Below are 23,891 nucleotides of genomic sequence, written 5' to 3'. Positions count from 1 at the left end.
GGGAGTCACAGGCACAGGATCAGCTCGCCCTTGCCGTCGGCCGACAGATCGCCCAGCCGCCGCTCGATGCGGCGTGCCGGCAGGTCGCTGAACAGGCCGCCGTGGCGCGCGAGGTCTCGCGCCAGCAGCGCCCAGAACACCGGCGTCGCGGCCCGGTTGGCAACGAAGGTCAGCGAGGTTCCGATGCCTTCCGGCAAGGCCGCACCAGCCTCCGCCAGCACGATGCTGCCGCGCCGCATGCCGAAGCCCGCATGCGCGCCCACGCGGCCGCCCACGCCGATCGTACCCGCCACCATGCGCGAACCCAGGAAGGCCCCCGCGCCGCCATGGACCAGCGCGGTGCCGCGGCGCATGCGGTCGCCGAAGCGCTCGCCCGCATTGCCGTGGACCACCAGCGTGCCGCCGCGCATGCCGTCCATGCTGCCGGGCAAGGTGCTGGCGGCAAAGTCGCCGACGTCGCCCTTGACGTCGATGCGGCCGCCGGCCATCTCGCAGGCCGCCAGGAGGCCCGCATGGCCTTCGATGCGCAGTTCACCGCCGCGCATGCAGCCGCCCGCGTAATGGCCCGCATGGCCTTCGACGTGGATGCTGCCGCCGTCCATCTGCCAGCCGATGCGGTCGAAGCGCTCCAGGCTGCCCTCAAAGCGAAGCACGCCCTCCTCGCCCGGTGCCATGTCGAACAGCTCGGCCAGCGCCAGTGTCTCGTTGCCGTGGGCCACGGGCAGCTGCTGCACCTGCGCGGCCGGGAGTGCCGAAAGCGACGCCGGCGTGATGCCGCGCAGGTCGACGCGCAACGGGGGCGGCTGGCGCAGCCTGAAATGCCATCCGCTCATGGGGCCTCTCCCGCGTTGCCGAGCAGCTTGTGCAGGTGAAAGTGGAACGGGCCCAGCTTGCCGCCATAGTTGCCGGCCGAGATGCGCAACAGCCCCCCGGCCGGGCCGATGCCGATCGCCGCTTCCATCCCCACGCGCATGGCCGCCGCCACGTCGCCCTCGGTCAATCCGTCGATCACGATCTCCATCACGCAGCCGATGTCCTGTGCGGATTCGCCGCCGCTCGCCAATTCGCTGCGGGGCACCAGGCCGACGAGGCTGGGGCAGAACGCATCGTTGGTCGAGGCGCTGAGGTTCGCATAGCGGCTGCCGACCTTGGAGCCCGAGCGCACCACGCCACCCGGAAAGGGCATGACCACGTTGCGCAGCCGCTTCATCGCCGCGACCGCGGCTTCGGCGGCGGCCAGTGCGCCGTCGGTGTCGCGTGCCAGCAGCAGCAGGTTGCCGCCGCCGACAGCCTTGACCACGGGCGTGTCTTCCTCGGCGACGAACTCGCCGTCCATCACCGGCACGCGCCAGTAGCGCACGCCGTCGATCACCTTGGAGATCTGCCAGCCGTCGCCGAAGAAGCGCAGGTTCTTGCCGAGCGCGGCCACGTCGCTGCCCATGCCCTTGGGCAGCCCCGCGAACACGGCGGTGGTCGGGCAGGTCAGCACGCACTGGCCGACGCGCCTTTCGAGCTGCTTGCCGAGTTCCTTGCCCGACATGGAAAAGATCAGCACGCTGACGCCCGGCCGCCCATCGGGTGTTTCATGCAGGCCGAGTTCGCGCTCGATGCCGGCCTCGCAGCCGCAGGCGATCACCGAGGTGGCGAAGCCCGTGGCCGAGACGCCGGCGTGGCGCGCCCATTCCATGGTGTGCGCCGTGACGAGGATGCGGGTGGCCTTCATCGGAAAGGCCTCGGCGAAGGTGTCGTCGATGACGACGCCGTTGCGCTGCACGGAGCCTGCCGCCGCCGCCATCATGGCGACGCGTCCTGGAAGCAGGCAGCCGGCAGCAGGCGCCCGCCGTTGCAGCACTGGCACAGCTCGTCATGGCCGATGGCGATGTGGTCGAAGTTGACCGAGCCTTCGGCCGCGAGATGCCGGCGCAGTCGCTTCTCGATGCCGCGGTCGTAGTCCGGCGCCACGAAGTGCGTGCCGCCCACCGGCACCGCGGTGATGCGTCCCGCGCGGGACACCAGCACGCCGTCCTTGAACACGTACTCGGGCGTGGCGAACATCGCCTCGCGGTCGGGGTTCTCGCGGTACACCGCGATGTCGGCCGCCGCGCCCTCGCCCAGGTGGCCCCGGTCGCGCAAGCCCAGGAGGCGCGCGGGGCCGGCACGCGTCATGATCGCGATCTCGTACAGCGAGAGCTCCCGCGTGATCGAGCGCAGCGCGGCCTGCGCCGCCACCTCGGGGTGCAGTTTTGCGAGCTGCTCTTCGCGAAAGCTGCGGTCCATCAACAGGCGGATCAGGTGCGGGTAGCTCGTGAACGGACCGCCGTTGGGATGGTCGGTGGTCAGCACCACGCGCCACGGGTCGTCGACCAGCAGGAAGATCTCCAGGCCTATGACCCACTGCAGCGCATTCACGTAGCTCTGCTCGCGGTAGCGGAACGGCACCACGCCGCAGCCCGCTTCGCATTCGATGTCGGCACCGATCCACTTGCGAGGATCGGCCAGGCCCGACTGCGCATGCTGGCGCATCGTGTCGCCCGAGGCCGTGACGGTCTGGCCGAACATGATCTGTCCCACGTCGATGCTGACATTCTTGTTCGCGTTCACCACTTCGGCCAGCTGCAGTGCGGCCGACGAGAACTTCTTCGGCCCCTCGGTGCCGTAGGCGTGGAACTGGATGTGCGTGAGGTGGCCGGGCAGGCCGTCGAGTGCGGCGATGGTGTCGAGCGTGGACTGGATGTTGCCGGCCACGCCCAGGTTGCTGCCGTGGATGTGCAGCGGATGCGGCACGCCCAGTTCGCGCAGCGCACGCGCGAGCGTGTGCACCACCTGCCGCGGCGTGACCTGCCAGTGCACATGGTTCTCGTCCACGTCGAGCTTGCGCTGGTTGAACTTGAAGGCCGAAATGCCGCCGGGGTTCACCACCTTCACGCCCATCGCCTTGCTGGCGTTGAGGGTCCAGCCCGCGTAGTCGCGGATGCGCTCGAAGTCCCAGCGCTCGGCCAGCATGCGCAGGAACAGCTCGTCGTTGCCGAGCATCACGTACGCGCCGTGGTCGAGGATCGGCGTGTCGCCCATCTCCATGTGCGTGTGGCGCGCGTTGCAGGCCATCATGGCCGGCTCGAAGGCCGCGGTGTAGCCCATCTCGACGTAGCGGTAGCCGGTGGCCAGCGTGCCGGGCGTGCAGGTGCCGCAGGAGGCCAGCTCCAGCAGGTTGTCGGGCAAGGCCAGCGGGTTGCCGTTGGCGCGGTGGTCCTCGGGCATCAGCATGCGCGCGAGGTTGACCTTGCCGCCGCCGATGTGGGTGTGCATGTCGATGCCGCCGGCCATCACGATGCAGCCGCTCATGTCGATCTCTTCGGTGGCCCTTTCGTGCGGCGCCAGCGCGACCATGCGGCCGTCGCGCAGGTAGAGGTCGCGCACCTCGTCGCAACCGTTGGCGGGATCGATGACGCGGCCGCCGCGCAGGCCCAGCGTGGCGGTCATTGCACGCGCTCCTTCTTCTGCGCCTTGACCGCATCCGCGAGGCGCCGGACCACGCCGGCCACGCTGGGCAAGTTGTCTTCGTACACCGGCCGCAGCGGCAGCATCACCGAGCCGTCGGTGCGGAACAGATGGCCGGCGGAGCCGATGCCCGGCGTCGAGACGGGAATGAACACGCTGTCTGCCGACCCTGCCGGCAGGCGCATGGCCGGATGGCCGAGCACGATGCAAGGTGCTTTCGTCGAAGGCGGTGCGGGTTCGGGGCCGTAGCTCGACACCCACAGCAGCGCGTCGACCGCGCCGTCGGCCAGCAGCCGCCCGGCGTCGAAGCACAGCGGCTCGTGCTCCAGCCCGAGCGGCCCGGCACGCGAACGCAGCGGCAGGCCCGAGAGCCACGCGAACACCTGGTTCACGGTGGAGGCGCCGTCGCCTCCGCCCAGCGCCAGCGAGGCCGCACGCGTGCTGCGGTTGAGGGTGCCGACGATGCGCTGGATCGCTTCGATGATGAGCGCACCTTGCGCCGGCAGGCGCGCCGATTCGTACACCAGCACCGCATAGCGAGCCGCCTTCAGGCGCGCCGCCAGCGCCGACAGGCCGGCGGGTACGCGCGCTGCGCCGGCCTGCACGCGCCCCGCCACGAGCGCCGCAAGCAGCGACACGGTGTCGAACAGGTCGCCATGCAGGGGCAGCGTCTCGATGGCCAGGTCTTCGCGTTCCCCGGCGCCGCAGCGGCGGAAGAACTCGGGGTAGTGCGCCGCGGGCTCCTCGGTCACGCAGACGATCAGGTCGGCGCGCGTGCGCACCTCCGCCAGCGTGGTGCTGAAGCCGCCGCGGTCCTGCAGCGCGCGCAGGCCCTGCATCAGCGCCGTTCCCTGGGCCGGGTCGCAGATGGCGCCGGTCTCCCAGGCCAGCGCAAAGAGCGCCCGCGCACCGGCGACGTCGGTGCCGAGGCCGCCGAACAGCGGCTGCCGGCTGGCGGCCAGCAGCGAGGCCGCGGCGGCAATGGCGGTGTCCAGGTCGCCATCGCGGCCCCCGACCTGCGGCTGCGCCGTGCGGCCGGCCGCATCGAACCAGGACAGGCCTTGGCGCGCCCGCGGGCAATCGCTGCCCACGAGCTTCAGCGGCGTGCCGGCGGGCCCGGCCTCGATCCCGAAGCTGTCGCACAACAGGGGGCAGAACGGACAGGTCCAGGGGGCATTGCCGGTCTGCGCGGCAGTGTCGGGTTCATTCATGGGCAGGCAGCCACGCAAGCCATGTGCCATTCACCCCCAAGGCCCGCGCCCGTGGGATGGCGGCCCGCTGACACACGGTTTGTGAGACATAGTGTTGCGCTTTTGGCGGTCAATGCGTGCCGGCCGGGGCCTCCGGCGGAGGCTGCAAGCGCCATCGGGGATGGCACGGTTCGTGTGTGCAGCCGGTTGATGGCATGCCTCCCCCACCCCCGTTGCGCCGCCTCCGGCAGATCAGCGGCGCACGCGCGGCAGTTGCAGGTCGTGCAGCGCGCTGGCCACGAGCCAGGCATCGGCGCCGGCCGCGCGGGCCTGCGCCAGGTCGTCCTCGCTGCGGATGCCGCCGGCACCGATGACCATGGCGGCCGGTGCCAGGCGCCTCACGTCCCGCAGGGTTTCCAGGTCGGGGCCGGCGCCCGAGCCGACGCGCTCCAGCGTCATCACGATCAGGCGTCCGGGCCACAGGTCGACCGCCTCCCAGCAGCCGGCGGGGTCGAGGCGCTGGCCGTCGCGCCGGTCCAGCGACAGTGCGGCCCCGGCATCGTTCCCCGCAAAACAGCGTTCCAGCGCCTCGCGCGAGCGCAGCGATTCGCTGCCGTACACCAGCACGATGCGGGGGGCATGGGGCGCCAGTTGGGCCCGCAGCGCCTCGCCGGCGCCGGCATCGGCCAGGCCCGCGTCGAGCCACAGTTCGACCCCGGGCAGTGCCTGCAACAAATCGACCAGCACCGCGACCTGCACCGCGCCGCCTTGCAGGGCATCGAGGTCGGCCACGTACAGCTGCCGCGCCGCACAGTGGTCGCACAGGATGCGCGCCACGGTCACCGGATCGCTGCTCGCGCACAGCGCCGACACGATCGGCCGGTAGGCCTTGCGGTCGCCGCGCACCGCCCGCACCACCTGGCCGTTCAGCAGGTCGACGACGGGGATCAGGTTCAGTTCGGAAGTCATGGGGAAGAGCCCGGAAAGTGGATGATGAAATGACGAAACGCGTGTTTGTCTATGAGTATCTCAGCGGCGGCGGCTGGAGCGACTACGGCGACGACGCGGCGGCGGACGAACTGCTGCCGCTCGGCCTGTCGATGCGCGATGCCATGGTGGCGGACCTCGTGCGCGCGGCCGATTGTTCGGTCTCTGCGGCGTCCTGCGAAACCGGGAACACCCTGCCCCGCGGCGCAGCGGCGGTGAGGCCGCTCGCCAATGAATCGGCCTTCGACTTCGTGGCGCGGCAAAGCGCGCTGCATGACCTGGTGTGGCTCGTCGCCCCCGAGACGGACGGCCTGCTGGCGCGCTTCCAGCGCACCGTGGGCAACGCGCGCTGGATGGGCTGCAGCGCCGAAGCCATCGAACTGACGGCAGGCAAGAAAGCCACGCTCGCGCACCTGGCCGCCCATGGCGTGCAGACGCCACTGGCCTTTGCAGGCGATGCCTCGATCGCGCGCTGGGTGGTCAAGCCCGACGATGGCGCCGGCGGCGTGGCCACCCATGTGCACGGCCGCCATGCGGATGCGCTCGACGACGCGGCCCGGCGCACCGAGGCCGGCGCCAGCCTGGCGCTCGAGCCGTGGATCGAAGGCGAGGCCCTGAGCCTCTCGCTGCTCTGCACGGCGCAGAATGCCGAAATGCTCAGCATCAACCGGCAACGCATCTCCATCGACCCGCACGGACGGCTGTCCTTCGATGGCGTCAGCGTCGATGCGGTGGGCCCGGACGATCCGCGCCGCGCTCCGCTGGCGTCGCTGGCCCGGCAGGTGGCACGCGCCATCCCCGGCTTGCGCGGCTTCGCGGGCATCGACCTGGTGTGGCATGCGCGGCGCGGTCCGGTGGTGATCGAAGTCAATCCGCGCGTCACCTGCGCCTACGTCGGGCTCTCGGCCGCGCTGGGCCGCAACCTGGCCGCGGAACTGCTGGCAGACAGGCTGCACGGCCGCGTTGTGCCGGATCGGGAACTCGCGCGTGCAGTCGCCTGAACGCGCCACCATCGGGTGGGACATCGGCGGCGCGCACGTCAAGGCCTGCCTGCTGCAAGGCGGCAAGGTGGCCGACGTGGCGCAATGGGGCTGTCCGCTGTGGCAGGGCCTCGACCATCTGACGCGCGCGCTGCAAGCCGCACGGGCGCGCTGGCCCGGCCTCGGCGCCGCGCGGCATGCGGTGACCATGACCGGCGAGATGGTCGATCTCTTTTCCGACCGCGAAGCCGGTGTGCGCGGCATTGCCGCGGCGCTGGCGTCGTCGCTGCCCGTGCCGTCCGACGCCCTGCACTTCTTCGCGGGCGATGCGGGCTGGTGCGCCACCGCGGCCGACGTGGCGCGGCATTGGGAGCACATCGCCTCGGCCAACTGGCTCGCCACCGCGCGGCATGCGGCGCTGGTGTTTCCCGAAGGCGTGCTGGTCGATATCGGCAGCACCACCACCGACCTGATCGCCTTCGGCAACCGGGGCGTGCTGACCACCAGCCGCACCGACGCCGAACGCCTGGTGAGCGGCGAGCTCGCCTACCACGGCGTGGTGCGCACGCCGGTCTGCGCATTGACGCAGCGCATCGCATGGCGCGGCCAGGCCAGCCACGTGATGAACGAGTTCTTCGCCACCACGGCCGACGTCTACCGCTTGTGCGGCGAGCTCGATCCCGCGCACGACCTGTACCCGAGCGCCGACAACGCCGACAAGAGCCCGGCCGCCACGTGCCAGCGCCTCGCGCGCATGGTGGGGCTGGACGAGCGAGATGCCTCCGCGGGCGAATGGTTGCAGCTCGCGCAGACCTGGCGCGCGGCGCAGGTCGAAGCCATTGCCGGGCAATTGCGCCGCGTGCTGGCCGCGCATGCACTGACGCGCGAGGCCGTGATTGTGAGCGCGGGCTGCGGTGCGTTCCTGGTGCCTGATCTCGCGGCCGCGGCGGCTTCGGAAAGCCCGGGCTTCGTGCCGCGCCGCTTTGCCGCCTATGGCGGCGACGTGGCGAAGGTCTCGCCCGATGCGGCCGCGGGCACCACCGCCTGGGCGCAGGTGTGCGCCCCCAGCGTGGCGGTGGCCGCGCTGTTCGAAAGGGAGCACGACTGATGTGGGTCGTCAAGATCGGCGGCAGCCTCTGTTCGGACCCGGTGCTGCCGCAATGGCTCGACCTGCTGACGCAGATCGGCGGCGGCCGCGTCACCGTGGTCTGCGGCGGCGGCACCTTTGCCGATGAAGTGCGGCGCGTGCAGTCGCATTGGCAGTTCAACGACCTGGCCGCGCACAACATGGCGGTGCTCGCGATGGCGCAGACGGCCTACCAGCTGCACGCGATGAACCCGGCGCTCCAGCTGGCCACGCGCAAGACCGACATTCCCGAGCTGCTGCGCCGGGGAAAGACGGCCCTCTGGCTGCCGCTCGAACTGCGCCGCGACAAGGCCGACACGCGCACCGGATGGGATGCCACATCGGACACCATCGCGCTCGATCTTGCGAAGCATCTCAATGCCGAGCAGCTGGTGCTGGTCAAGTCCTGTGCCATCGACCCGAAGATGACGCTGGCGGAGCTCGGCGATGCGGGCGTGCTGGACCGGCAGTTCGCCGATCGGTCCGACGACGCGGCGTTTCCGATCACGCTGCTGCACAAGAACCAGCTGTCGACCATGCGCTCGCTGCTGCTGGGCGAGGCCACCTTCACGCCCCGCTGACCGGCCGACGGATCGGCAAAGGTTGAACTTGAGGTTCAGGCCGGGGCCGCCTCCACCACGGGCTCGCCATGCAGCAGCGCGGCCAGTGCCGCGAGCCGCTCGGGGCAGAGCGCAGTCTTGCGGTCGGCCACGCACACCGCGCTGCGGAACCCTGCAAAGTCGGGTGCCAGCGCGCGCAGCAAGGGCATGTGCGCCACGCGCAGCGCGCCCGCGGCGCCGGCCATGCGGCCCGACGCGCGCACCTGCGCCACGAAGGCATGCAGCTCGGCCATCGGCACCGCATCGAACAGGCTGCCCGCGAGCTTGTCGGCGGTGTCGACCATGATTCCCGGAAAATCCAGTGCACAGGCGTGCGCGGTGAGCGCGGCGTCGAGCCCGCGGTCGGCAATGAAGACCGGCACCACCGGCCATCCGCAGGCCGCGAGCGCATCGAGCACCGCGAAGGCCTCGGGATCGCGCTCGATGCCGACCTTCACATAGTCGACACCGCAGGCACCGACGGCATCGACCTGCGCGCGGATGCGGTCCAGCGCATGCATCGGCAGGTCGCCGATGGTTGCGCTCACCGGCAAGGCGATGCCGTGCGCGCGCAGTGCGCCCACGATGGCATCGATGGTGGCCACGGGCAGGCCGCCCAATGCGCCTTCGCCGGGCTCCTTGAGGTCGATGAAGTCGGCCCCGCCGCGCGCCGCGGCCAGCGCTTCATCCACACTGCGCACGCTCACCAGCATGCGCGTCATGATGCGCGCTCCGGCGTGCCGGCACGATGCCGTGCCACCGCGGCGCGCAGCCACGCCCAGGCTTCATGCTCTTCGGCGCCGGCGGTCTTGTCGATCGCGATCTGCAGGTAATTCATCTCGGTTTCCACTTTCTCGAAAGGCAGCATGTGAAGCCGGCTGACCAGCACGGCCCCTTCGATCACCGCGGCCTGCGCGCGGTTGAAGCCGACGAAGGGCGCATGCGTGGCCTCGTGCACCGCCGACATGCGCAGCACGGGGCGCTGCGCGTCGTCGCGCTGCTCGGCCAGCGCGAGTTCGACATGGCGCAACGCGGCGGCCAGGCGCACGCCCGCGATGCGTTCGGCCGGCAGCGTGGGCCACGACCTGCGGCCCGTGACGCAGCCCGCGAACACGCGCGTGTCGCAGACGATGTTGAGCACCGCATGGCCGGTGGCCACGATGTTGTCGTGCGTGGTCGAGGGCTTGAACGGCATCAGCAGGATGCCGTCCTCCCGGTAGCGGATGCCCATCGGCGCCACGTGCGGTTGGCCGCCGGGCGCCACGGTGGTCACCACGGCTTCGAAGATCTGGTCGTTCATGAGGGGGATGGCGCGGTGGGGGCGCCCACGGCGCCGGGCTCGGCCGCATGGGTGGCGTTGTTCTTCGGTGTCTTCATGGTGGTTCCGGGCGCGCACCAGCGCGCAAGGTCTTCGGCCGGCCGCGGTGCGGCGCAGCCCCAGTCGAGCGGCTGGTCCTGCACATAGCGCTTGCCCAGCTGCCACGCGATCTCGGCGCGCGCAAGCTCCACGCCCATGTAGAACGCATGGTCGGCATCGTCCTGCAGCTTGAGTTGCGGCCAGAGCTCGAAGGCACCCTGCCCCAGCCGCAGGCCGTCGCGGTTGTACACGTGCAGGCCCAGCGGCGAAATCTGCACGCGGAAGTTCGGGTCGCGCACCTGCGCGGCGATCTCGCCGATCTCTTCGGGCGTGTCGGGAAACGGGTGCTTCGCATGCACCGTCATCAGCGCATCGCTCATGCCCTTGGGCAAGGTGGCGTTGCGTGCCGCCGCATGCATGATGCGGCGCGCCCAGTCGGCCTCGCTCACGGCGCGGCGCGCATGCTGGCTCACCTGCGTGGTCAGCACCGCCGCCACGTTCAGCTCAGCCGCAATGCCGAACAGCACCGCGTTGATGCCGCTGGTGTCGGCCTCGGTCAGCTCGGTGAGGTTGCCCACGCCGAGCATGATCGGCGCATCGGGGAAGCGTTCGCGCAGCCGGTGGTAGCGCACGATCGATGCCGTGAGTCCGAAGGGGATCGGATCGAGGATCGAATCGGCCAGGAAGGCGCGGCCGCGGCGCTGCATCTGCGCCACCGCTTCGTACAGCGAGTCTTCATCGGCCGGCACGCGCGGGATCAGCACCGGCGTGGCGTCGACTTCGTCGGCGATCCACAGCGTGTCGAGCGTGAGGCTCAGCAGGTAGTCGGCACCGGCCTTGCCGCCGGCCAGCAGCTCCTGTGCGTCGCTCGAATCGACGCTCACCTGGAAGCCTTCGGCCTTCAGTGCCCGCACGCTGTCGGCCAGGTGGTCGAAGCGCGTCTCAGGCAGGCAGCCCAGGTCGATCACGTTGGCGCCGTCGGCTGCCAGCTGCCGCGCGCGCTCGATGATCTCGGGCACCGTGCGCCGCGGCGCATCGACGATCTCGGCGAAGATCGCGACCTCGTACTCGCTGAGATCCACGGCACGCGCGCTGCGGTTGAAGTGCCGCGGCAGGTCTTTCAGTTCTTGCGGGCCGCGCTCCACCGGAACGCCGAAGTGCAGGCTCAGGGCCTCCACATCGCCGCGGCAGCGGCCCGGCACCATGATGCGGTCGGCCCGGCGCGGCGCGGCGCCCTCGCCTTGCGCTTCGGTCACCACGGGTGCCGCAACGCGGCGGCGGATCATGTCGGCCGTCATCAGTGCGGCCACCTGCAATCCGATCTCCCTCACCTCCCATGTGAACGGTGCCGCCTCGATGCCCGCCAGCACCCGCGCGAGGCTGGCTTGGGCGAGGCGCCCGGTCAGGAAGACGATGTGTTCCATGCGAGAGAGAGTTCCTTCATGCGTGCATCGAGCACGGCTTCGAGTTCGGCCGGCGACGAGACCACCTGGCAGAAGTCGATGCCGCGCAGCCGCTCCACGTTGTCCAGCTCGATGCGGCGCGGCCGCAGCGTGACCCAGTCGTGCGGCGACTTCGTGACCACCACCGGTTCGGTATCGCATGCAAACACGATGCCAGGAATGCCGAGCTTGCCGGCCTGCGCGAACATGTTGGTCGGCAGGGTGTCGCTGATGCCGAATGCGCACTTGGCCACCGTGTTGCTGGTGGCCGGCGCCACCACCACCGTGTGATAGACGTCGTCGTAGAGCATGCCCACCGGCACGCCGCTCGCGGTCTTGTCGCGGAACACGCGAAAGCGCTTCTTCAGCGCTTCGATGTGCAGCTTGTAGATGGGCAGCACCTCTTCAGCGGCGGCCGAGAGGAACAGGTCCACCGAGGGCAGCCGCGCCGCGAGCGCCAGCGACTCTTCGAGGAAATGGCCCGAGCCCGTGATGCACCAGGCCATGCGCGAGCGCGGCGGCGATGCGGGCAGCGGTGCTTCATCTTCTTCCGCCACGAGGGCAGCGCCGCGCGGGTCGAACTTGCCCGTATCCCGCGGCGGCTCCCCGTTCGTCGTCATCGCCCGCGAGCCCGCCGGCTCAATCGGGTGGAGAGATCTCGATGTGGAGCTTGTGGAGTTTTCGGTACAAGGTGTTGCGGCTGACATCGAGCGCCTTGGCGACGTTGCTCACGTTCCAACGATGCTGCTCGAGCATCTGCAACAGCACTTGCCGCTCGTTGGCCTGGATCGGGTTGAGTTTGACCGCAGGTGCCGCGTCGGCGGGCACAGCGTCGGATGCTTCCGCGGCTTCGGATGCAGCCGCCAGCGCAGCATGGGCCGAGACGGGCGAAGGCGCAGTCCTTGCGGCCAGCGAGGGCAGGTGTTCGCGCGTGATGGTCTTGCCGTCGGCCAGCGCGGCGGCACTGCGCAGCACGTGGCGCAACTGGCGCAGGTTGCCGGGCCAGGCATAGGCCATGAGCACGCGCTCGGCATCGTCGCCGAGCCGGCTGTCGCTGCCGCCCTCGTCCTTGAGCACGTCATGGATCAGCTCGCGCTTGTCGCTGCGGTCGCGCAGCGGCGGCAGGTCGAGCTCGATGCCCGCGAGCCGGTAGTAGAGGTCTTCGCGGAACCGGCCGTCGCGCACGAGGCTCGGCAGGTGCTGGTGGCTGGCGCTCACGAGCTGAAAATCGACCGGGTGCGTTTCCTCGGTGCCGAGCGGCGTGACCTGGCGCTCGTCGAGCACGCGCAGAAGGCGCGCCTGCAGCTCCAGCGGCATGTCGGCGATCTCGTCGAGGAACAGCGTGCCGCCATCGGCCTGCAGGATCTTGCCGCGCCGGCCGCTGCGCTGTGCGCCCGTGAAGGCGCCGGCCTTGTAGCCGAAGAGCTCGGATTCGATCAGCGTCTCGGGCAGGCTCGCGCAATTGACGGCCACGAAGGCGCCTTCGGCATGCGGGCTGCTTTCGTGGATGGCGCGTGCGAACACCTCCTTGCCCGAACCCGTTTCGCCGCACAGCAGGACCGGCGTGCGGCGCGCGACCACGCGGCGCGCAGTGTCCAGGTGCGCAACGAGCCGCGCGTCCTTGAAGGTGCGAACACCGGGTGCGCGCATGGGCATCGGCCGCAGCGGCGCTCGGAACGCATCGGCGCCTGCCTCGGCCACGATGGGAGCCGCCCCGGCGCCGATGGCACGCGTGGCGCGCGACGGTGTTGCGGCATCGGACGCCGGCCGCCGCGCCACCGCGAAGAAGCGCAGCGCCGCATTGGCGCGGTATGCCACCACCGGATGGAATGAAGAAGAAAGACTGCGTTGCACGATGTCTTCGAGCGAGGTCTGGAACAGGTCGTCGATGCGCTGCGTGCGGATCTCGTCCATCGACTGCAGGCCGAGCTGGAACAGCGCACTGCGGTTGGCCGCGAGAATCCGCCCGTCGTCGCCCACCGCGAGCTTGCCTTCGTGCAGCGTGTAGACGAACTCCGGCCGGCTGTGAAAGTGCAGCGGATGCGCATTCGAAAAACGCTTGTCGATGAGCCGGTTCTCGATCATGCGCGCCGTCATGCCGAGCAGCACCAGCACGTGCTGCTGCATCAGGCTGGAGCGGCTGGTCACGTCGAGCACGGCGATGATCTCGCCCGACGGATCGAACACCGGGACGGCCGAACAGGTGAGCTGCGTGAACTGGCTGAAGAAGTGTTCCTCGCGCCGCACGGAGATCGGGTGCGCGGCCGCAAGGCAGGTGCCCATGCCGTTGGTGCCGGCTTCGGCCTCGCCCCACATGCCGCCTGCGCGCAGGCCCATGGGCTCCGCTTCGGCAGCGAACTCGGGCGAGGACACCATGTGCACGATGACGCCATCGGTATCGGTCAGCACCACCGCGGACTCCGCATCCGCGAGCTGCTGGTAGAGCGTGGTCATCTCGTAGCGCGCGCACTCGATCACGTCGGCATGCTGGTTGCGGCGGCTCTGCAGCGCAGAGGCCGCGATGATCACTGGTTCGCGCGGCCGGCCCGGGTCGAGCTGGTACTGGTTCAGGCAACGGCTCCAGGAGCGCGTGACCAGGTCGTTGCCCTCCTCGTGGAAACCTCGCCTCACCACGTCGAGCACACGGTCAGCATGTCGATCGCCTTGTCGCAGCGTCAATGTCATTGGAGTTCTCCGGCGCGTTCCATATGTCTCGTTCTCGGCCCGTTGCATTGTTGTGCCTGCCGGCTTGCCGCGCACCGGGTGAAACACCAAGCCGAGGCAATGCCGGAGCGGGTCCGCTCTCTGGCCTGCATTTTGCGTTGATCGATGCCGCAGGGGACAGGCCCGACTGCCACCAGACACACTTTCAAACACATTCGAAGCACCAGGAGACCCACTTGAACACCAGCCCGCGTCCTTCCACCGGCCCCCTCGCCTCGCACGTGCCGCATGCCTCCGGCGCGGCCGACGCACCCGCGCCCATGGACCTGATCTTCATCGAGGGCTTCAGCGGCCAGACGGTGATCGGCATCCACGACTCGGAGCTGCATCGTCCGCAGCCGCTGGTGATCGACGTGCATGCCGGCGTGCCGCGCGCGCGTGCCTGCGACACCGACCGCATCGGCGACACGATCGACTACGGCGTGGTGCGCGAACGCCTGGTGCGGCTCATGGCCGAGCACCGGCTGCAGCTGCTCGAGGCGCTGGCCGAAGCCATTGCCGACATCCTCATCGACGAGTTCGGCGCCGGCTGGGTCCGCGTGAAGGTGGTGAAGCCGCGCAAGTTCGACGACGTGCAGGCCGTGGGCGTGCAGATCGAACGCCATGCGCCCACGCATCGCGCCTCCAAGGCCGCACCCGGTGCCACCGTGCTGAACTTCCTGGCCAGCGGCATGGTGCCTGCCAGGCGCTGAAGGTTGCAAGGCCCCGCCGCATCGCGCGGCGGCGGCGCACGCAAAAAAACCGACGCGCCTCACGCGTCGGTTCTCGCTGGTGAAGCCCGAAGGCTCAAAGGTGGGCTGCGAACGGGTGTGCCGTCGTGCCCTTCTTGTCCACCACCTCGGCGGCCGTCGGCAGGCCGGCCACTGCGCGCTGGATCGACTCGCGGGTGGCCTGGTAGTTGTAGTCCTGGATCTTCTTGTCGTCGTCGGCAAGCCAGTGGATGAACACGCCGACGCAGATGAAGAGGTTGTCCGCCTCGGCCATCGGAATGGTGCCGTCTTCCACGCTGTCGGCCACCGCCAGCGCCACCGCGCGCTGCGCGGGCCCGAACATCTGCACCGCCTGCTTGGCGCCCTTGATGGTCACTTTGTTGAACATCACGGTGGCCGGCTTGGTCAGCAGGTTGGGCGCCACCACTGCGAGCAGCGACGTGAAGCCGTCCTTGTTGTTCGTCAACGCGTTGGCGAAGGCCGTCTCGGCAGCGCTGCCGCGCGGTCCGATGATCAGGTCGATATGCGCGACTTCATTGCCGTCGCCAACGAGCGATTCGCCCACCATCAGTCGATCGATTTTTGCCATGGTTTCGAGTCTCCTCTCAGAGGTCCAAGGTGATTAGGGTCAATACGACACCGGCCAGGAAGACCAGCGCATTGCCATGGGTATCACGATCCGTGCCATGCGCCCGCCGCATCGTGCGCGGGTGCCGCGCAGGACTGGATCCAGCCCGACAGCAGCAGCGCCGCCACGGTGAAATCGGCGCTGGTGCCGGGGTTGACGCCTGCGGCCTTGAGGGAAAGGTCCCAGGCGGCAAAGCCGGGGTCGGCTTCGAGCACGCAGCCCGCGTCCGCGCGGGCCCGCCAGCCCTGCGCCGCCGCCATGACAGTCTGTGCCACGCGCTCGCCGTGTTTTCGCACAATGTGTGAATCGGGAAAGGCGCCCAGGCAGGCCAGGTAGAGCCGTTGGACCGACGCCACGGTGGCCGCGTCCGGCGGCCCGTCGGCATCGGCCGGCGCCGCCCCGCAACCCGCCGGAAAGACCGGTGCCTGGAACGCCAGCGCGAAGAGATCCGCGAAGCCGTCGCTGTACTGGCGCGCGATGAGGTCGCGGTCAGCGGCCAACGCCATGGCGGCGCGCAGGTCGATGGTGGGGGCATCGTGCACGTCCTGCTCTGCCGCGCTCCCCAAGCCGCCCGGGCGCGCGCGTGCAATGGCGCGATAGGCCGCGCTGGCGTCATGGATGTCCAGCGTGGCCAGCACGCCCTCGATGGCGCCGCGCAGGGCCGCGGGCGTCGCGGCGCCAGGGTGCTGCTCGATGGCCAGTGCAATGGGCGCACACAGCAGCAGGATGCCGAGGTTGGTGTTGCAGCCGGCCACGCCCCAGGTGGCTTCCACCGCGGCCTCGATGCGATCGCCGACGCAGAGGCCGCGCTCGAACAGGGGGCCGGCCGCGGCGCGCGCGCTGGCGATGAACATCGACGCCTGCATGCCATGGCCCGGCGAGGCCTGGCTCACGTTGCCCGGCTTGCGCACGGCCACGTCGAGCCAGCAGGCCCGAAGGAAGCAGGCCTGCGCGCGCGCGATGGCGGCCTGGCGCATCGGCATCAGGCGCGGCGCTCCGTCGCCACGCGCGCCTGCACGGCGCGATCGGCCTCTGCCAGCTTGCGGTCGATCAGGTCGTCGACGATGGCGCGCGCGATGTTGAAGCCCGTGACGCGCTGCAGCCCCTGCCAGGCGGCCACGCCGTTGACCTCCAGCACCTGGATCCTCGGCCCGCTGGCGGCCGCAATGAGGTCCACGCCCGCGTAGTCCATGTCGAGCGCGCGGGCCGCGCCTTCGGCCATCTGCGCGAGTGCGGGCGAAAGGTCCGCCGGCTCGCAGCGCGCGCCTTGCGCCACGTTGTGGATCCAGTGCGTGCTGACGCGCCGCATCGCGGTGATGGCGCGGCCGCCCACCACCATCACCCGCCAGTCGAAGCCGGGCGAGGCCATCGGCGGGACGAAGCGCTGCAGATAGGCCAGGCCCGCATAGGCGGCGATGTCGGGCATGGGATGGTGCACGCCACCGACCTCGCCCACCAGCCTGAGGCCATTGCCCTGCGAGCCGAACAGCGGCTTGAGCACCAGTGCATGCCCCGCGGCCACTTCGCGCATGGCGATGCGCCGCGCCTGCGCGGCCGATTCGGTGGCCCAGGTGGCCGGTGCCGGAATGCGCGCGGCATGCAGCAGCAGGCTGGTCATCGACTTGTCGACAGTGCGCTCGATGGCGCGCGCGTCGTTGTAGACCGGCACGCCGAGTTCGCGCAATGCGTGCAGCACGCCGAGGCGCTTGGTGACCTGCTCGAAGCTCCCGCCCGCAATGCCGCGCACCAGCACCGCATCGGGCAGCTCGCGGCCATGGCCGGGAATGACCAGGCCGTGCCAGGCCGCGGTGGTGTCGATGTTGCAGTCGGCCAGGTCCACGCAGCGCCCCACGGCGCCGCGTGCGCGCAGGGCCGCTTGCAGCTGGCGCGTGTGCCAGCCGATCTCGTCCGTCATGATGGCCACTCTCATCTCAGCTCTCCTGCAGCCAGAGCCGCTGCAGCAGCCCCATCTCGGTGGCGCCGCCGTGCCAGGTGTTGCCGCTGTCGATGTTGCTGACCCACACTTCGGCCGGTGCGAACAGCGCACCGTCGATCTTGTAGAAGTCGTAGTCGACCTCCTTGAAGATGAGCGCGAAGGAGCGGCCGTGGTCGCGTGAATTGCGCGACGGCAATGCGCGGGCCAGTTCGCGCGCCGCGGCGTCGTCGCCACGCACCGCGAGGTGCACGCGGCCGCCGTACAGGATGGCATCGTTGGTGCGGCCCATGGCCTCGACACCATCGGCACTCGGCGATGGCAGCGGCGCGGTGCCGGCGCCCTCGACGATGTCGGCCAGCGCAAAGCCCAGCTCGTGCGCCTTGTGCAGCGCCACCTCGAGCACGCGTGCCACCACCTGCGTGGTGCCCGCGAGGCTGGTGGTGGGCGTGAGGATCAGCGTGAGCGCCTCAGGGGCCAGGCCGCAATCGCGCAGGAGCTTGTCGATGACGATCTTCGGCGGTGCGCGGTCGACCTCGAGCACCAGCACGCCGCAGGGGGCATGGTCGCGGTAGCCCAGTTCGGCAAAAAGCTTTTCCTTCACCGCCAGCGCGCGTGCCGGTCCGGAGCCGAGCGAAAAGAATTTCTTGCCGCCGGTCTCTTCCTTGGTCGCCGCAAGGCTCCAGCCCGCGTACTGGCTGCCCAGGCAGGCCAGCACCGGCTGCGAGCTGCGCACGTCGAGCCACGTCGGCCAGCCTTCGGTGCCGGCGCCGCTGCGCAGGTTCACATGCCCGAGCCCGCCCATGCAGATCTCACCCACGCGAAGGCCTGCCGCCACGCTGCCGGGCGCCTCGATGCCGGCATCGACGATGTGCACGCCGGTGTCGTCGCGCCGCACCTGGAGGCCGAGCGCATCGGCGTCGGCCAGCAGGCGCTCGACCAGCGGGCGGGCCATCAGGTTGACGCTCAAGGCCGCGGGCAGGGTTGTGTTGCTCATGCGTGGGTCTCCAGTGATTGCAGCAGCCGTTCGCGGCCATCGTCCAGGCGGGCGCGCACCTGCTGCGCGCTGGCGCCGCTCGCGGTCAGGGTGCACACGGGATCGCCGGTGTCGAAACGCTGGCCCGCGGTGGGCAGGTCCCGCAGGCCCGGCCATGCGGCAAGCCGATCCGCCGCGGCCGCATCGAGCTCGATGGGCTGGCGCGCGAACACGATCTCGATGCCTTCGGGGTCCTGCGCGGGCAAGGGGGTCGATGGCAGCTCGCCATGCAGGCAGGCACGCAGGTGCGCCTGCATCACGCCTGGCGTGCCTCTGGGCCGGCGGTAGAGGCTCATGCTGGCGGGCGGCCGGGGGTTGACTTCGAGCACGCCGAGCGTGTCGCCGTCGCGCATGAAGTCGAGGCTGCAGAGCCCGCGCAATCCGAACTCGACAGTCAACGCGCGCGCGATGTCCGTCAACCGGCTCGCGAACTCGTCCGCCAGCGGCACCGGCCCCACGGCACCGCAGAACACATAGGGCCGCGCGCCGAAACGCCGCACGCTCTGCAGGTTGAAACCGAGCACATGAACGTCGCGGCCATTGGCGATGAAGGTGGCCGACATCGGCAGCCCCGGCATCTCACGCTGGAAGTAGTGGTGCGGCGAAGGCGGCTCGTCCATCTCCCAGGGTGCCTGGCGCACATGCCAGCCGCCGCAACCGTGCGCGTCCTTCATGAGCCATCCCGCGGGATCCTCCGGCGCATGCAGCAACACCTGCGGGCACGGAATGACGTGCGCCGCAAGAAAGCCGAAGAACGCCGCGGGGTCGCGCAGGCGGCGCACGCCGGCGGGCGCGGTGCCGATCAGCGGTAGCGCGGCAGCGCCCTCTTCGAGCAGGTCCGGCTCGCCTTCGAAGCCGCTGCCCGCAATCCAGCCAAGCACGGGTTCGCCGTTGGCGCCTTCTTGCGCGAGGCTGCGCAATGCGGCCATGACGCTCGCGCCATCGATCTGCAAGCTGCCGGGTGCGCCGATCGGCAACCAGCGCGAGGCGGCGCGTCGCGTGTCGGCATCGCCGAAGAGATCGAGCGCAACGACCCCGAAGCCGTCGCTGGCCGCCGCCTGGGCCATGGCGCGCGCGGAGATGGCGGCAACGGCGATCGTGGGCATGTCTGGCGGTGCGCTTCAGGCCGCCTTGGCGGCCTGCTCGACCAGGAACGCGCGTGCCACGGCAAAGGCCTCGGCAAAGCTCAGCACCTGGGCCTTTTCGGCCTCGCACATCTGCACCAGCAGGCGGTGCTGCGTCTGGTACTTGACGTTGCCCACGGCCAGCGCCCCAATGCCCACGGCCTGCGTGCCGGCCAGCGGCTTGGCGTCGTCCATCACGCCCACGCCGGCGATGCCTTCGGGCGGCACGGCGTTCACGTCGGCCGCCACCTTGAGCCGCGTCGCGGCGCCCAGCGCTTCGGCCGACACCACCTGCACGCCCGCGGCCGCGCAGGCCAGCAGCACGTCGGCATCGGCGATGGAGCGGCGAACGGCATCGGGGTCGCCGCCCGAGAGACCGTGCAGCTTCACGCCGAAGCGCTGGCCGGCTTCGTCGGCGGCCTCCTGCGCCGCGTCGATGCCGTTGCGGCTCGACAGGTAGACATCGGCCCCGGCCCCTGCAGCGATCACGCCGGCCACGCGGCCCACCGGGCCGGTGCCGCCGAGGATCACCACGCGCTGGCCTTCGAGCCCGTGGCCGTGGTTGCGCTGGAGCGCGGCCTCCACGCACGCCACCATGGCCGCGGCGGTGGTGTAGGCACCGCTCGGGTCGGCCATCAGCGAGACGACGAAGGGCTTGACCATCGAGGTGCGTGCGCGCTCGAGCATGTCGGCCGCCAGCTGCGCGTCGCGCCCGCCGATGAAGATGCCGGTGCGCGCCACGCCCTTGGGGCCGCGCGAGAAGATGGTGTCCTGCGTCAGGCCCGTGATGCGGTCGATCGCGACGCCGCAGTACGGCACGATGATCTGGTAGCCCGCGTCCGCCGCCATGTTGATGTCGAACGGGCTCATCTGCGGGCCGGGAGTGAACATGTGGAGGATGCGGGGACGTTCCATGGGGGAGAGCCTGCGTTGGAGTGGTTGGATAAAAAAATGGGCGGCGCTTCAGCGCGCGCGTGGCGGCACGCTGCGGTCGCGCACCACGGCGCCGCGGTTGCGGCCGGTCACGATGCGGATCTCGAGCGCCGGGTCGACATGGCCGCCGGCCCGCGCGGCATCGACGAGCAGCTGGGCACGGGTCTCCGAGGGCACGATCGCAAATCCCGTCGGACCCCAGGAGCTCTGCCCGATGGCGGCACCGTTGGCACGGCTCGCATCGGCGAACCATCGCATCAGCCGCGCGACCGCCAGGCTGGTGAACACACCGCCCTGTGCCGGCGCGAAGTGCTCGCCGAGCAACTGCTGCATGCGGTTGATGCCGGCGGCGAAGGGCGCGAATTCTTCGCTTGCCGCACCGGGCAGCACGCGCATCAGCACCTGGTGGCAGATATCGGCGGCCACCGACTGGGGCAATGGCGGCAATGCCGCGATGGCTTGTTTTTCGGCGCCGCCCGAGAGGCCGCGGTGCCCGGGGTCCTGGACCACGATGATGCGCCAGTCCTCCGGAAACGCGATGCGCGAGAGCAGCGGCGCCGGCAGGCCGTCGGCCGCGGGGCCGCCGTCGAGCAGCAGGCCGCCGGTGTCGAAGCCCGCGATGCCGATGCCCGAACGCAGGCCGCGACCGAGCCAATGCGCCAGCGTCGCGGTGCCCACGTCCAGGCCATGCCATTCGGCATACGCACGGCCGATGGCCGATGCGAGTTGCGTGCCGGAACCGAAGCCCGCATGCGGCGGCAGCACCTGGCCAAGGCGCAGCGAGAGCGGCGCATGGCACCCGCTGCGCTGGCGCAGCGCCGCAACGTGGGCCGCGGCACGCGGCAGTTCGGCCTCGGCGGCCGGCGTGTCGGCGGCCAGCTGGTCCGCCTCCGACGGGGACGCCGACAGTTCGAGTTCGGTCGTGAAACCGTCGATCACCACGCCCAGGCTGCCGAAGGCGCGCCCCAGGGAACCGGAAGGATCGAGAAAACCCAGATGCAGGCGCCCTGGAGCGCTCACGCTCACCGTGCGGATGCCCAGGTCGTGCCGGGGGGCGAAAGCGAGATCGGCGGTGTTCATGGGCGGGGATGGACGGCGGGGCGAAGTCATGGACCCGCTTGTCATAGCAAGGGCCGTTCCGTCGGCCCTTTCACTGGGGCGCGTCGCCGCTTCGCGTCCGCGAAGGACGGTCGATGTTCCAGGAGCGGGACAATCTGTCACGCGCCGTCCGGCGCCCGCGGCCCTCCCCGGCCCCGCGGGCACAATCGCGCGCATGCCATTCCTGAAGCACCGCCTGCCTGCATGCCTCGCGCTGGCGCTGGGGTTCGCGGCGCCCGTGGCGCAGGCCGCCGAGCCGCTGCTCCTGGTCACCTCGCCGGCCGCGCTGCAGGCCGCCGAGAAGGCGGGCGCCGGCTTTGCCCGCTGGTTTGGCGACCCGCCCGCTTCGCGCGATGGCATCGCGTCCAACCAGGCGCTGATGCGCTCGGCGGCGTGGCAGTCCGTCGCCGGGCCGCTCGCCGACAGCCTTGCGCGCATCCAGCGCAGCGACAGGGCAGGCCGGCGTCGGCATCTCGCGCTATCCGCACCGGCTGTTCGACGCGCGCTGGCTCGCGAGCCCCGATGCCTTCTTCGAACTGGTGGGCGTGGCCAACCGCATGGACCGACGTCCCTTCCAGCCAGGCGCCTGCGGAGAAACGAGGCTGGTGTACCGGCTCGCCTACCGCACGCCCGCGATGCAGTCGCGCCTGCCGATGACCGTGGCGGTCGAGCTGCGAGGCGATGCGCCCGGTGCCGATGGCAGCTGCGCCGGCAGCGCGCGCCGCTGGCAGCCGCCGCCCTCGTCGATGGCGAACGAGGCGCTCGGCCGCTGGCTGGTGTCGCCCGAAGGTCCGCTGGCGCCCTCTCGCATGTCGGCCGCACGCATCTCCCGTATCACGACCAACCTGCAGAGCGTGCGCTGGCCCTCCGCGGTGCGGCCCGACCTCGGCGGTCATGCGGAATACATGCTGCGCGCCTTCCGCTGGGCGGCTGATGCGCGGCGCTTCGAGGCGGCACCGCTCGAAAACACGCCCGACGTCGCACGGCTCAAGGCCGACGCGCCGCTGCGCAAGGAACTGCGGCAATGGCTGCGGCAGCCCGCCAACCTGCGCGCACTCGACGAGGCCACGCTGCAGCTGCCTGAAAAATTCCTCGCGACAGAATCCGTCTCGGTGGCGCCGCGCGGCCTCGAGCGGCTGGCCAACCGCCCGTTCGCCCAGGTCTTTGCGGCCGGCGAATGGCAGGCCGTGCCCGGCAGCCGCACGCTGCAATCGCCGCAAGCGGTGCTGCGCAGGCTCGACGACCTGAGCTGCGCAGGCTGCCACCAGAGCCGTGCGGTCGCGGGCTTTCATCTGCTGGGTGTCGACCGGCGCGGCACTTCGCGCACCTTCACCGCCGGCAACGCGCTCGCGCTGCCGCACTCGCCGCACCTGCAGGACGAACTCGCGCGGCGCGGCCGCTATGTGCAGGCCGCGCTCTCGGTGCCGCAGCCCGATCCGTTCCGTCCGCTGGCCGAACCGGGCGATGCGGCGGCTGCCACCGACAAGGCCACGGTCGGCGCAAGCTGCGAGCCCACGCGCATCACGCCTTCGGCCAACCCGTGGCTGGACCGGGCCGAGAAACTGCCGCGCATCGCGTGCGAAGGCGCGCGCTCCGTCTGCGAGAAGACCTCGGTCGGCTTTCCCGGCGGCATGTGCTCGGGCCCCTGCGATCCGCTCGATGGCAACGGCACCTGCGGCGCCATCGCGATCCTTGGCGACTTCAACCAGTGCCTGGCGGCGAACAGGCCCTTCGGCGAGTGCCTGGGCAAGCACACGCGGCCCGGCAACCTGCGCAGCTGCTCGGCGCAGCAGCCCTGCCGCGACGACTTCATCTGCGCGCAGGCCGAAGGGCAACCCGAAGGACGCGGCGCGTGCATCCCGCCCTACTTTCTCTTCCAGATGCGGGTGGACGGGCACTCCTGATCATCGACCGTCCCGGCCAGCATAAATATCGCTTGCAATTAGATCGCGCACGATATAACATTCGGCCCATGCCAGCCAAGCACCTTCCCGCCCAACGCGCCGCCGCCCCCCACGGCGATGCGCTGGCGCTGGACGAGCAGCTCTGCTTCGCGCTCTATTCGACCATGCTGAGCCTCAACAAGGTGTACCGCGGCCTGCTGCGCGACCTGGACCTCACCTACCTGCAATACCTCGTCATGCTGGTGCTGTGGGAACAGGACGGCGTCAACGTGTCCGAGATCTGCGCGCGGCTGTCCCTTGAAACCACCACGCTCACGCCGCTGCTCAAGCGGCTCGAAGCGCGCGGCCTGATCCAGCGCGTGCGCTCTTCAACGGACGAACGCCAGGTGATCGTGTCGCTCACCGCCGAAGGCCGCGCGCTCCGCGGCAAGGCCAAGGCGCTGCCGTCCTGCCTCGGTGCGGCCATGGCGCTGCCGCCCAAGGACATCGCCAGGCTGCGCACGCAGTTGCGCACGCTGCGCGCCAACCTCGACCGAAACGCCTGATGGACCACGCCGTCCGCCCTCCTCATTTCGAACGTCTTTTATATCGCACGCGATATTCATACGAACGATAGTTTTAA

23 protein-coding genes are annotated in these 23,891 nt (G+C 70.4%); 6 read left to right on the top strand and 17 right to left on the bottom strand.

Annotated elements, in window-relative coordinates; translation table 11 throughout:
• Positions 1–5: 5 nt before the first annotated feature.
• The 5 genes from ABID97_RS12665 to ABID97_RS12645 all read right to left on the bottom strand — a co-directional run bounded on the left by ABID97_RS12665 (position 6) and on the right by ABID97_RS12645 (position 5,657).
• Entirely contained in the window at positions 6–833 is an 828-nt protein-coding gene (locus ABID97_RS12665; protein ID WP_354398817.1) for a formylmethanofuran dehydrogenase subunit C, read from the bottom strand.
• On the bottom strand, positions 830–1,795 hold the full coding sequence (fhcD, locus tag ABID97_RS12660; protein WP_354401754.1) for a formylmethanofuran--tetrahydromethanopterin N-formyltransferase: 966 nt from the start codon (positions 1,793–1,795) through the stop codon (positions 830–832). The genes ABID97_RS12665 and fhcD overlap by 4 nt, the downstream gene beginning before the upstream one ends.
• Entirely contained in the window at positions 1,795–3,480 is a 1,686-nt protein-coding gene (locus ABID97_RS12655; protein WP_354398816.1) for a formylmethanofuran dehydrogenase subunit A, read from the bottom strand. The genes fhcD and ABID97_RS12655 overlap by 1 nt, the downstream gene beginning before the upstream one ends.
• A complete protein-coding gene (locus ABID97_RS12650) occupies positions 3,477–4,709 on the bottom strand; it encodes a molybdopterin-binding domain-containing protein (RefSeq protein ID WP_354398815.1) in 1,233 nt (410 codons plus the stop codon). Before ABID97_RS12650 ends, ABID97_RS12655 begins: the two co-directional genes overlap by 4 nt.
• A 231-nt stretch (positions 4,710–4,940) precedes the next feature.
• On the bottom strand, positions 4,941–5,657 hold the full coding sequence (locus tag ABID97_RS12645; RefSeq protein WP_354398814.1) for a HisA/HisF-related TIM barrel protein: 717 nt from the start codon (positions 5,655–5,657) through the stop codon (positions 4,941–4,943).
• 29 nt (positions 5,658–5,686) lie between these two features.
• Between ABID97_RS12645 and ABID97_RS12640 the strand changes: the two genes are divergently transcribed.
• The 3 genes from ABID97_RS12640 to ABID97_RS12630 are packed head-to-tail and all read left to right on the top strand — an operon-like array spanning position 5,687 to position 8,362.
• Positions 5,687–6,676: an ATP-grasp domain-containing protein gene (locus ABID97_RS12640; protein ID WP_354398813.1), complete on the top strand. Its 990-nt coding sequence runs from the start codon at positions 5,687–5,689 to the stop codon at positions 6,674–6,676.
• Complete coding sequence (locus tag ABID97_RS12635; RefSeq protein ID WP_354398812.1) at positions 6,663–7,763, top strand: hydantoinase/oxoprolinase family protein; 1,101 nt, start codon at positions 6,663–6,665, stop codon at positions 7,761–7,763. The genes ABID97_RS12640 and ABID97_RS12635 overlap by 14 nt, the downstream gene beginning before the upstream one ends.
• A complete protein-coding gene (locus ABID97_RS12630) occupies positions 7,763–8,362 on the top strand; it encodes an amino acid kinase family protein (RefSeq protein WP_354398811.1) in 600 nt (199 codons plus the stop codon). The genes ABID97_RS12635 and ABID97_RS12630 overlap by 1 nt, the downstream gene beginning before the upstream one ends.
• 35 nt (positions 8,363–8,397) lie before the next feature.
• Here the strand turns inward: ABID97_RS12630 and ABID97_RS12625 are convergent, their stop codons facing one another.
• The 5 genes from ABID97_RS12625 to ABID97_RS12605 all read right to left on the bottom strand — a co-directional run bounded on the left by ABID97_RS12625 (position 8,398) and on the right by ABID97_RS12605 (position 13,864).
• The gene (locus ABID97_RS12625) at positions 8,398–9,102 is read right to left on the bottom strand and encodes a (5-formylfuran-3-yl)methyl phosphate synthase (protein ID WP_354398810.1); all 705 of its coding nucleotides are present in this window, start codon (positions 9,100–9,102) and stop codon (positions 8,398–8,400) included.
• Complete coding sequence (locus ABID97_RS12620; RefSeq protein WP_354398809.1) at positions 9,099–9,680, bottom strand: DUF447 domain-containing protein; 582 nt, start codon at positions 9,678–9,680, stop codon at positions 9,099–9,101. The genes ABID97_RS12625 and ABID97_RS12620 overlap by 4 nt, the downstream gene beginning before the upstream one ends.
• Positions 9,677–11,161 (bottom strand): DUF6513 domain-containing protein, encoded by a 1,485-nt coding sequence (locus tag ABID97_RS12615; RefSeq protein WP_354398808.1) that lies wholly within the window; start codon positions 11,159–11,161, stop codon positions 9,677–9,679. The genes ABID97_RS12620 and ABID97_RS12615 overlap by 4 nt, the downstream gene beginning before the upstream one ends.
• A complete protein-coding gene (locus tag ABID97_RS12610; protein ID WP_354401752.1) occupies positions 11,140–11,685 on the bottom strand; it encodes a flavoprotein in 546 nt (181 codons plus the stop codon). The genes ABID97_RS12615 and ABID97_RS12610 overlap by 22 nt, the downstream gene beginning before the upstream one ends.
• 133 nt (positions 11,686–11,818) lie before the next feature.
• Positions 11,819–13,864 (bottom strand): sigma-54-dependent Fis family transcriptional regulator, encoded by a 2,046-nt coding sequence (locus ABID97_RS12605; RefSeq protein ID WP_354398807.1) that lies wholly within the window; start codon positions 13,862–13,864, stop codon positions 11,819–11,821.
• Positions 13,865–14,163: 299 nt separating this feature from the next.
• Here ABID97_RS12605 and ABID97_RS12600 point away from each other — a divergent pair, with 299 nt between their 5' ends.
• Positions 14,164–14,595 (top strand): dihydroneopterin aldolase, encoded by a 432-nt coding sequence (locus tag ABID97_RS12600; protein ID WP_354401751.1) that lies wholly within the window; start codon positions 14,164–14,166, stop codon positions 14,593–14,595.
• 94 nt (positions 14,596–14,689) lie between these two features.
• On the opposite strand, the gene fae is transcribed toward ABID97_RS12600, so the two are convergent.
• The 7 genes from fae to ABID97_RS12565 form a co-directional block, all read right to left on the bottom strand.
• Positions 14,690–15,202 (bottom strand): formaldehyde-activating enzyme, encoded by a 513-nt coding sequence (gene fae, locus ABID97_RS12595; RefSeq protein WP_337310663.1) that lies wholly within the window; start codon positions 15,200–15,202, stop codon positions 14,690–14,692.
• Positions 15,203–15,285: 83 nt separating this feature from the next.
• A complete protein-coding gene (locus ABID97_RS12590; protein WP_354398806.1) occupies positions 15,286–16,224 on the bottom strand; it encodes a triphosphoribosyl-dephospho-CoA synthase in 939 nt (312 codons plus the stop codon).
• Positions 16,224–17,171: an ATP-grasp domain-containing protein gene (locus ABID97_RS12585; protein ID WP_354398805.1), complete on the bottom strand. Its 948-nt coding sequence runs from the start codon at positions 17,169–17,171 to the stop codon at positions 16,224–16,226. The genes ABID97_RS12590 and ABID97_RS12585 overlap by 1 nt, the downstream gene beginning before the upstream one ends.
• A 1-nt stretch (position 17,172) precedes the next feature.
• Positions 17,173–18,171, bottom strand: coding sequence for a methenyltetrahydromethanopterin cyclohydrolase (gene mch, locus ABID97_RS12580; protein WP_354398804.1), 999 nt, complete (start codon positions 18,169–18,171; stop codon positions 17,173–17,175).
• Entirely contained in the window at positions 18,168–19,316 is a 1,149-nt protein-coding gene (locus ABID97_RS12575) for an ATP-grasp domain-containing protein (protein ID WP_354398803.1), read from the bottom strand. Before ABID97_RS12575 ends, mch begins: the two co-directional genes overlap by 4 nt.
• A 15-nt stretch (positions 19,317–19,331) precedes the next feature.
• Complete coding sequence (locus tag ABID97_RS12570) at positions 19,332–20,249, bottom strand: NAD(P)-dependent methylenetetrahydromethanopterin dehydrogenase (RefSeq protein WP_354398802.1); 918 nt, start codon at positions 20,247–20,249, stop codon at positions 19,332–19,334.
• A gap of 48 nt (positions 20,250–20,297) precedes the next feature.
• Complete coding sequence (locus ABID97_RS12565) at positions 20,298–21,347, bottom strand: beta-ribofuranosylaminobenzene 5'-phosphate synthase family protein (RefSeq protein ID WP_354398801.1); 1,050 nt, start codon at positions 21,345–21,347, stop codon at positions 20,298–20,300.
• A gap of 446 nt (positions 21,348–21,793) precedes the next feature.
• Between ABID97_RS12565 and ABID97_RS12560 the strand changes: the two genes are divergently transcribed.
• Together ABID97_RS12560 and ABID97_RS12555 are read left to right on the top strand one after the other, a co-directional pair.
• Positions 21,794–23,269, top strand: coding sequence for a hypothetical protein (locus ABID97_RS12560; RefSeq protein ID WP_354398800.1), 1,476 nt, complete (start codon positions 21,794–21,796; stop codon positions 23,267–23,269).
• Positions 23,270–23,337: 68 nt separating this feature from the next.
• Positions 23,338–23,814 (top strand): MarR family winged helix-turn-helix transcriptional regulator, encoded by a 477-nt coding sequence (locus tag ABID97_RS12555; RefSeq protein WP_354398799.1) that lies wholly within the window; start codon positions 23,338–23,340, stop codon positions 23,812–23,814.
• The last annotated feature ends 77 nt before the right edge of the window (positions 23,815–23,891 follow it).

It is taken from the genome of Variovorax sp. OAS795, assembly GCF_040546685.1.
Lineage (GTDB): Bacteria > Pseudomonadota > Gammaproteobacteria > Burkholderiales > Burkholderiaceae_C > Variovorax.
The sequence above is the reverse complement of the archived record's forward strand: the minus strand, read 5'-3'. Positions and strand labels throughout refer to the sequence as shown.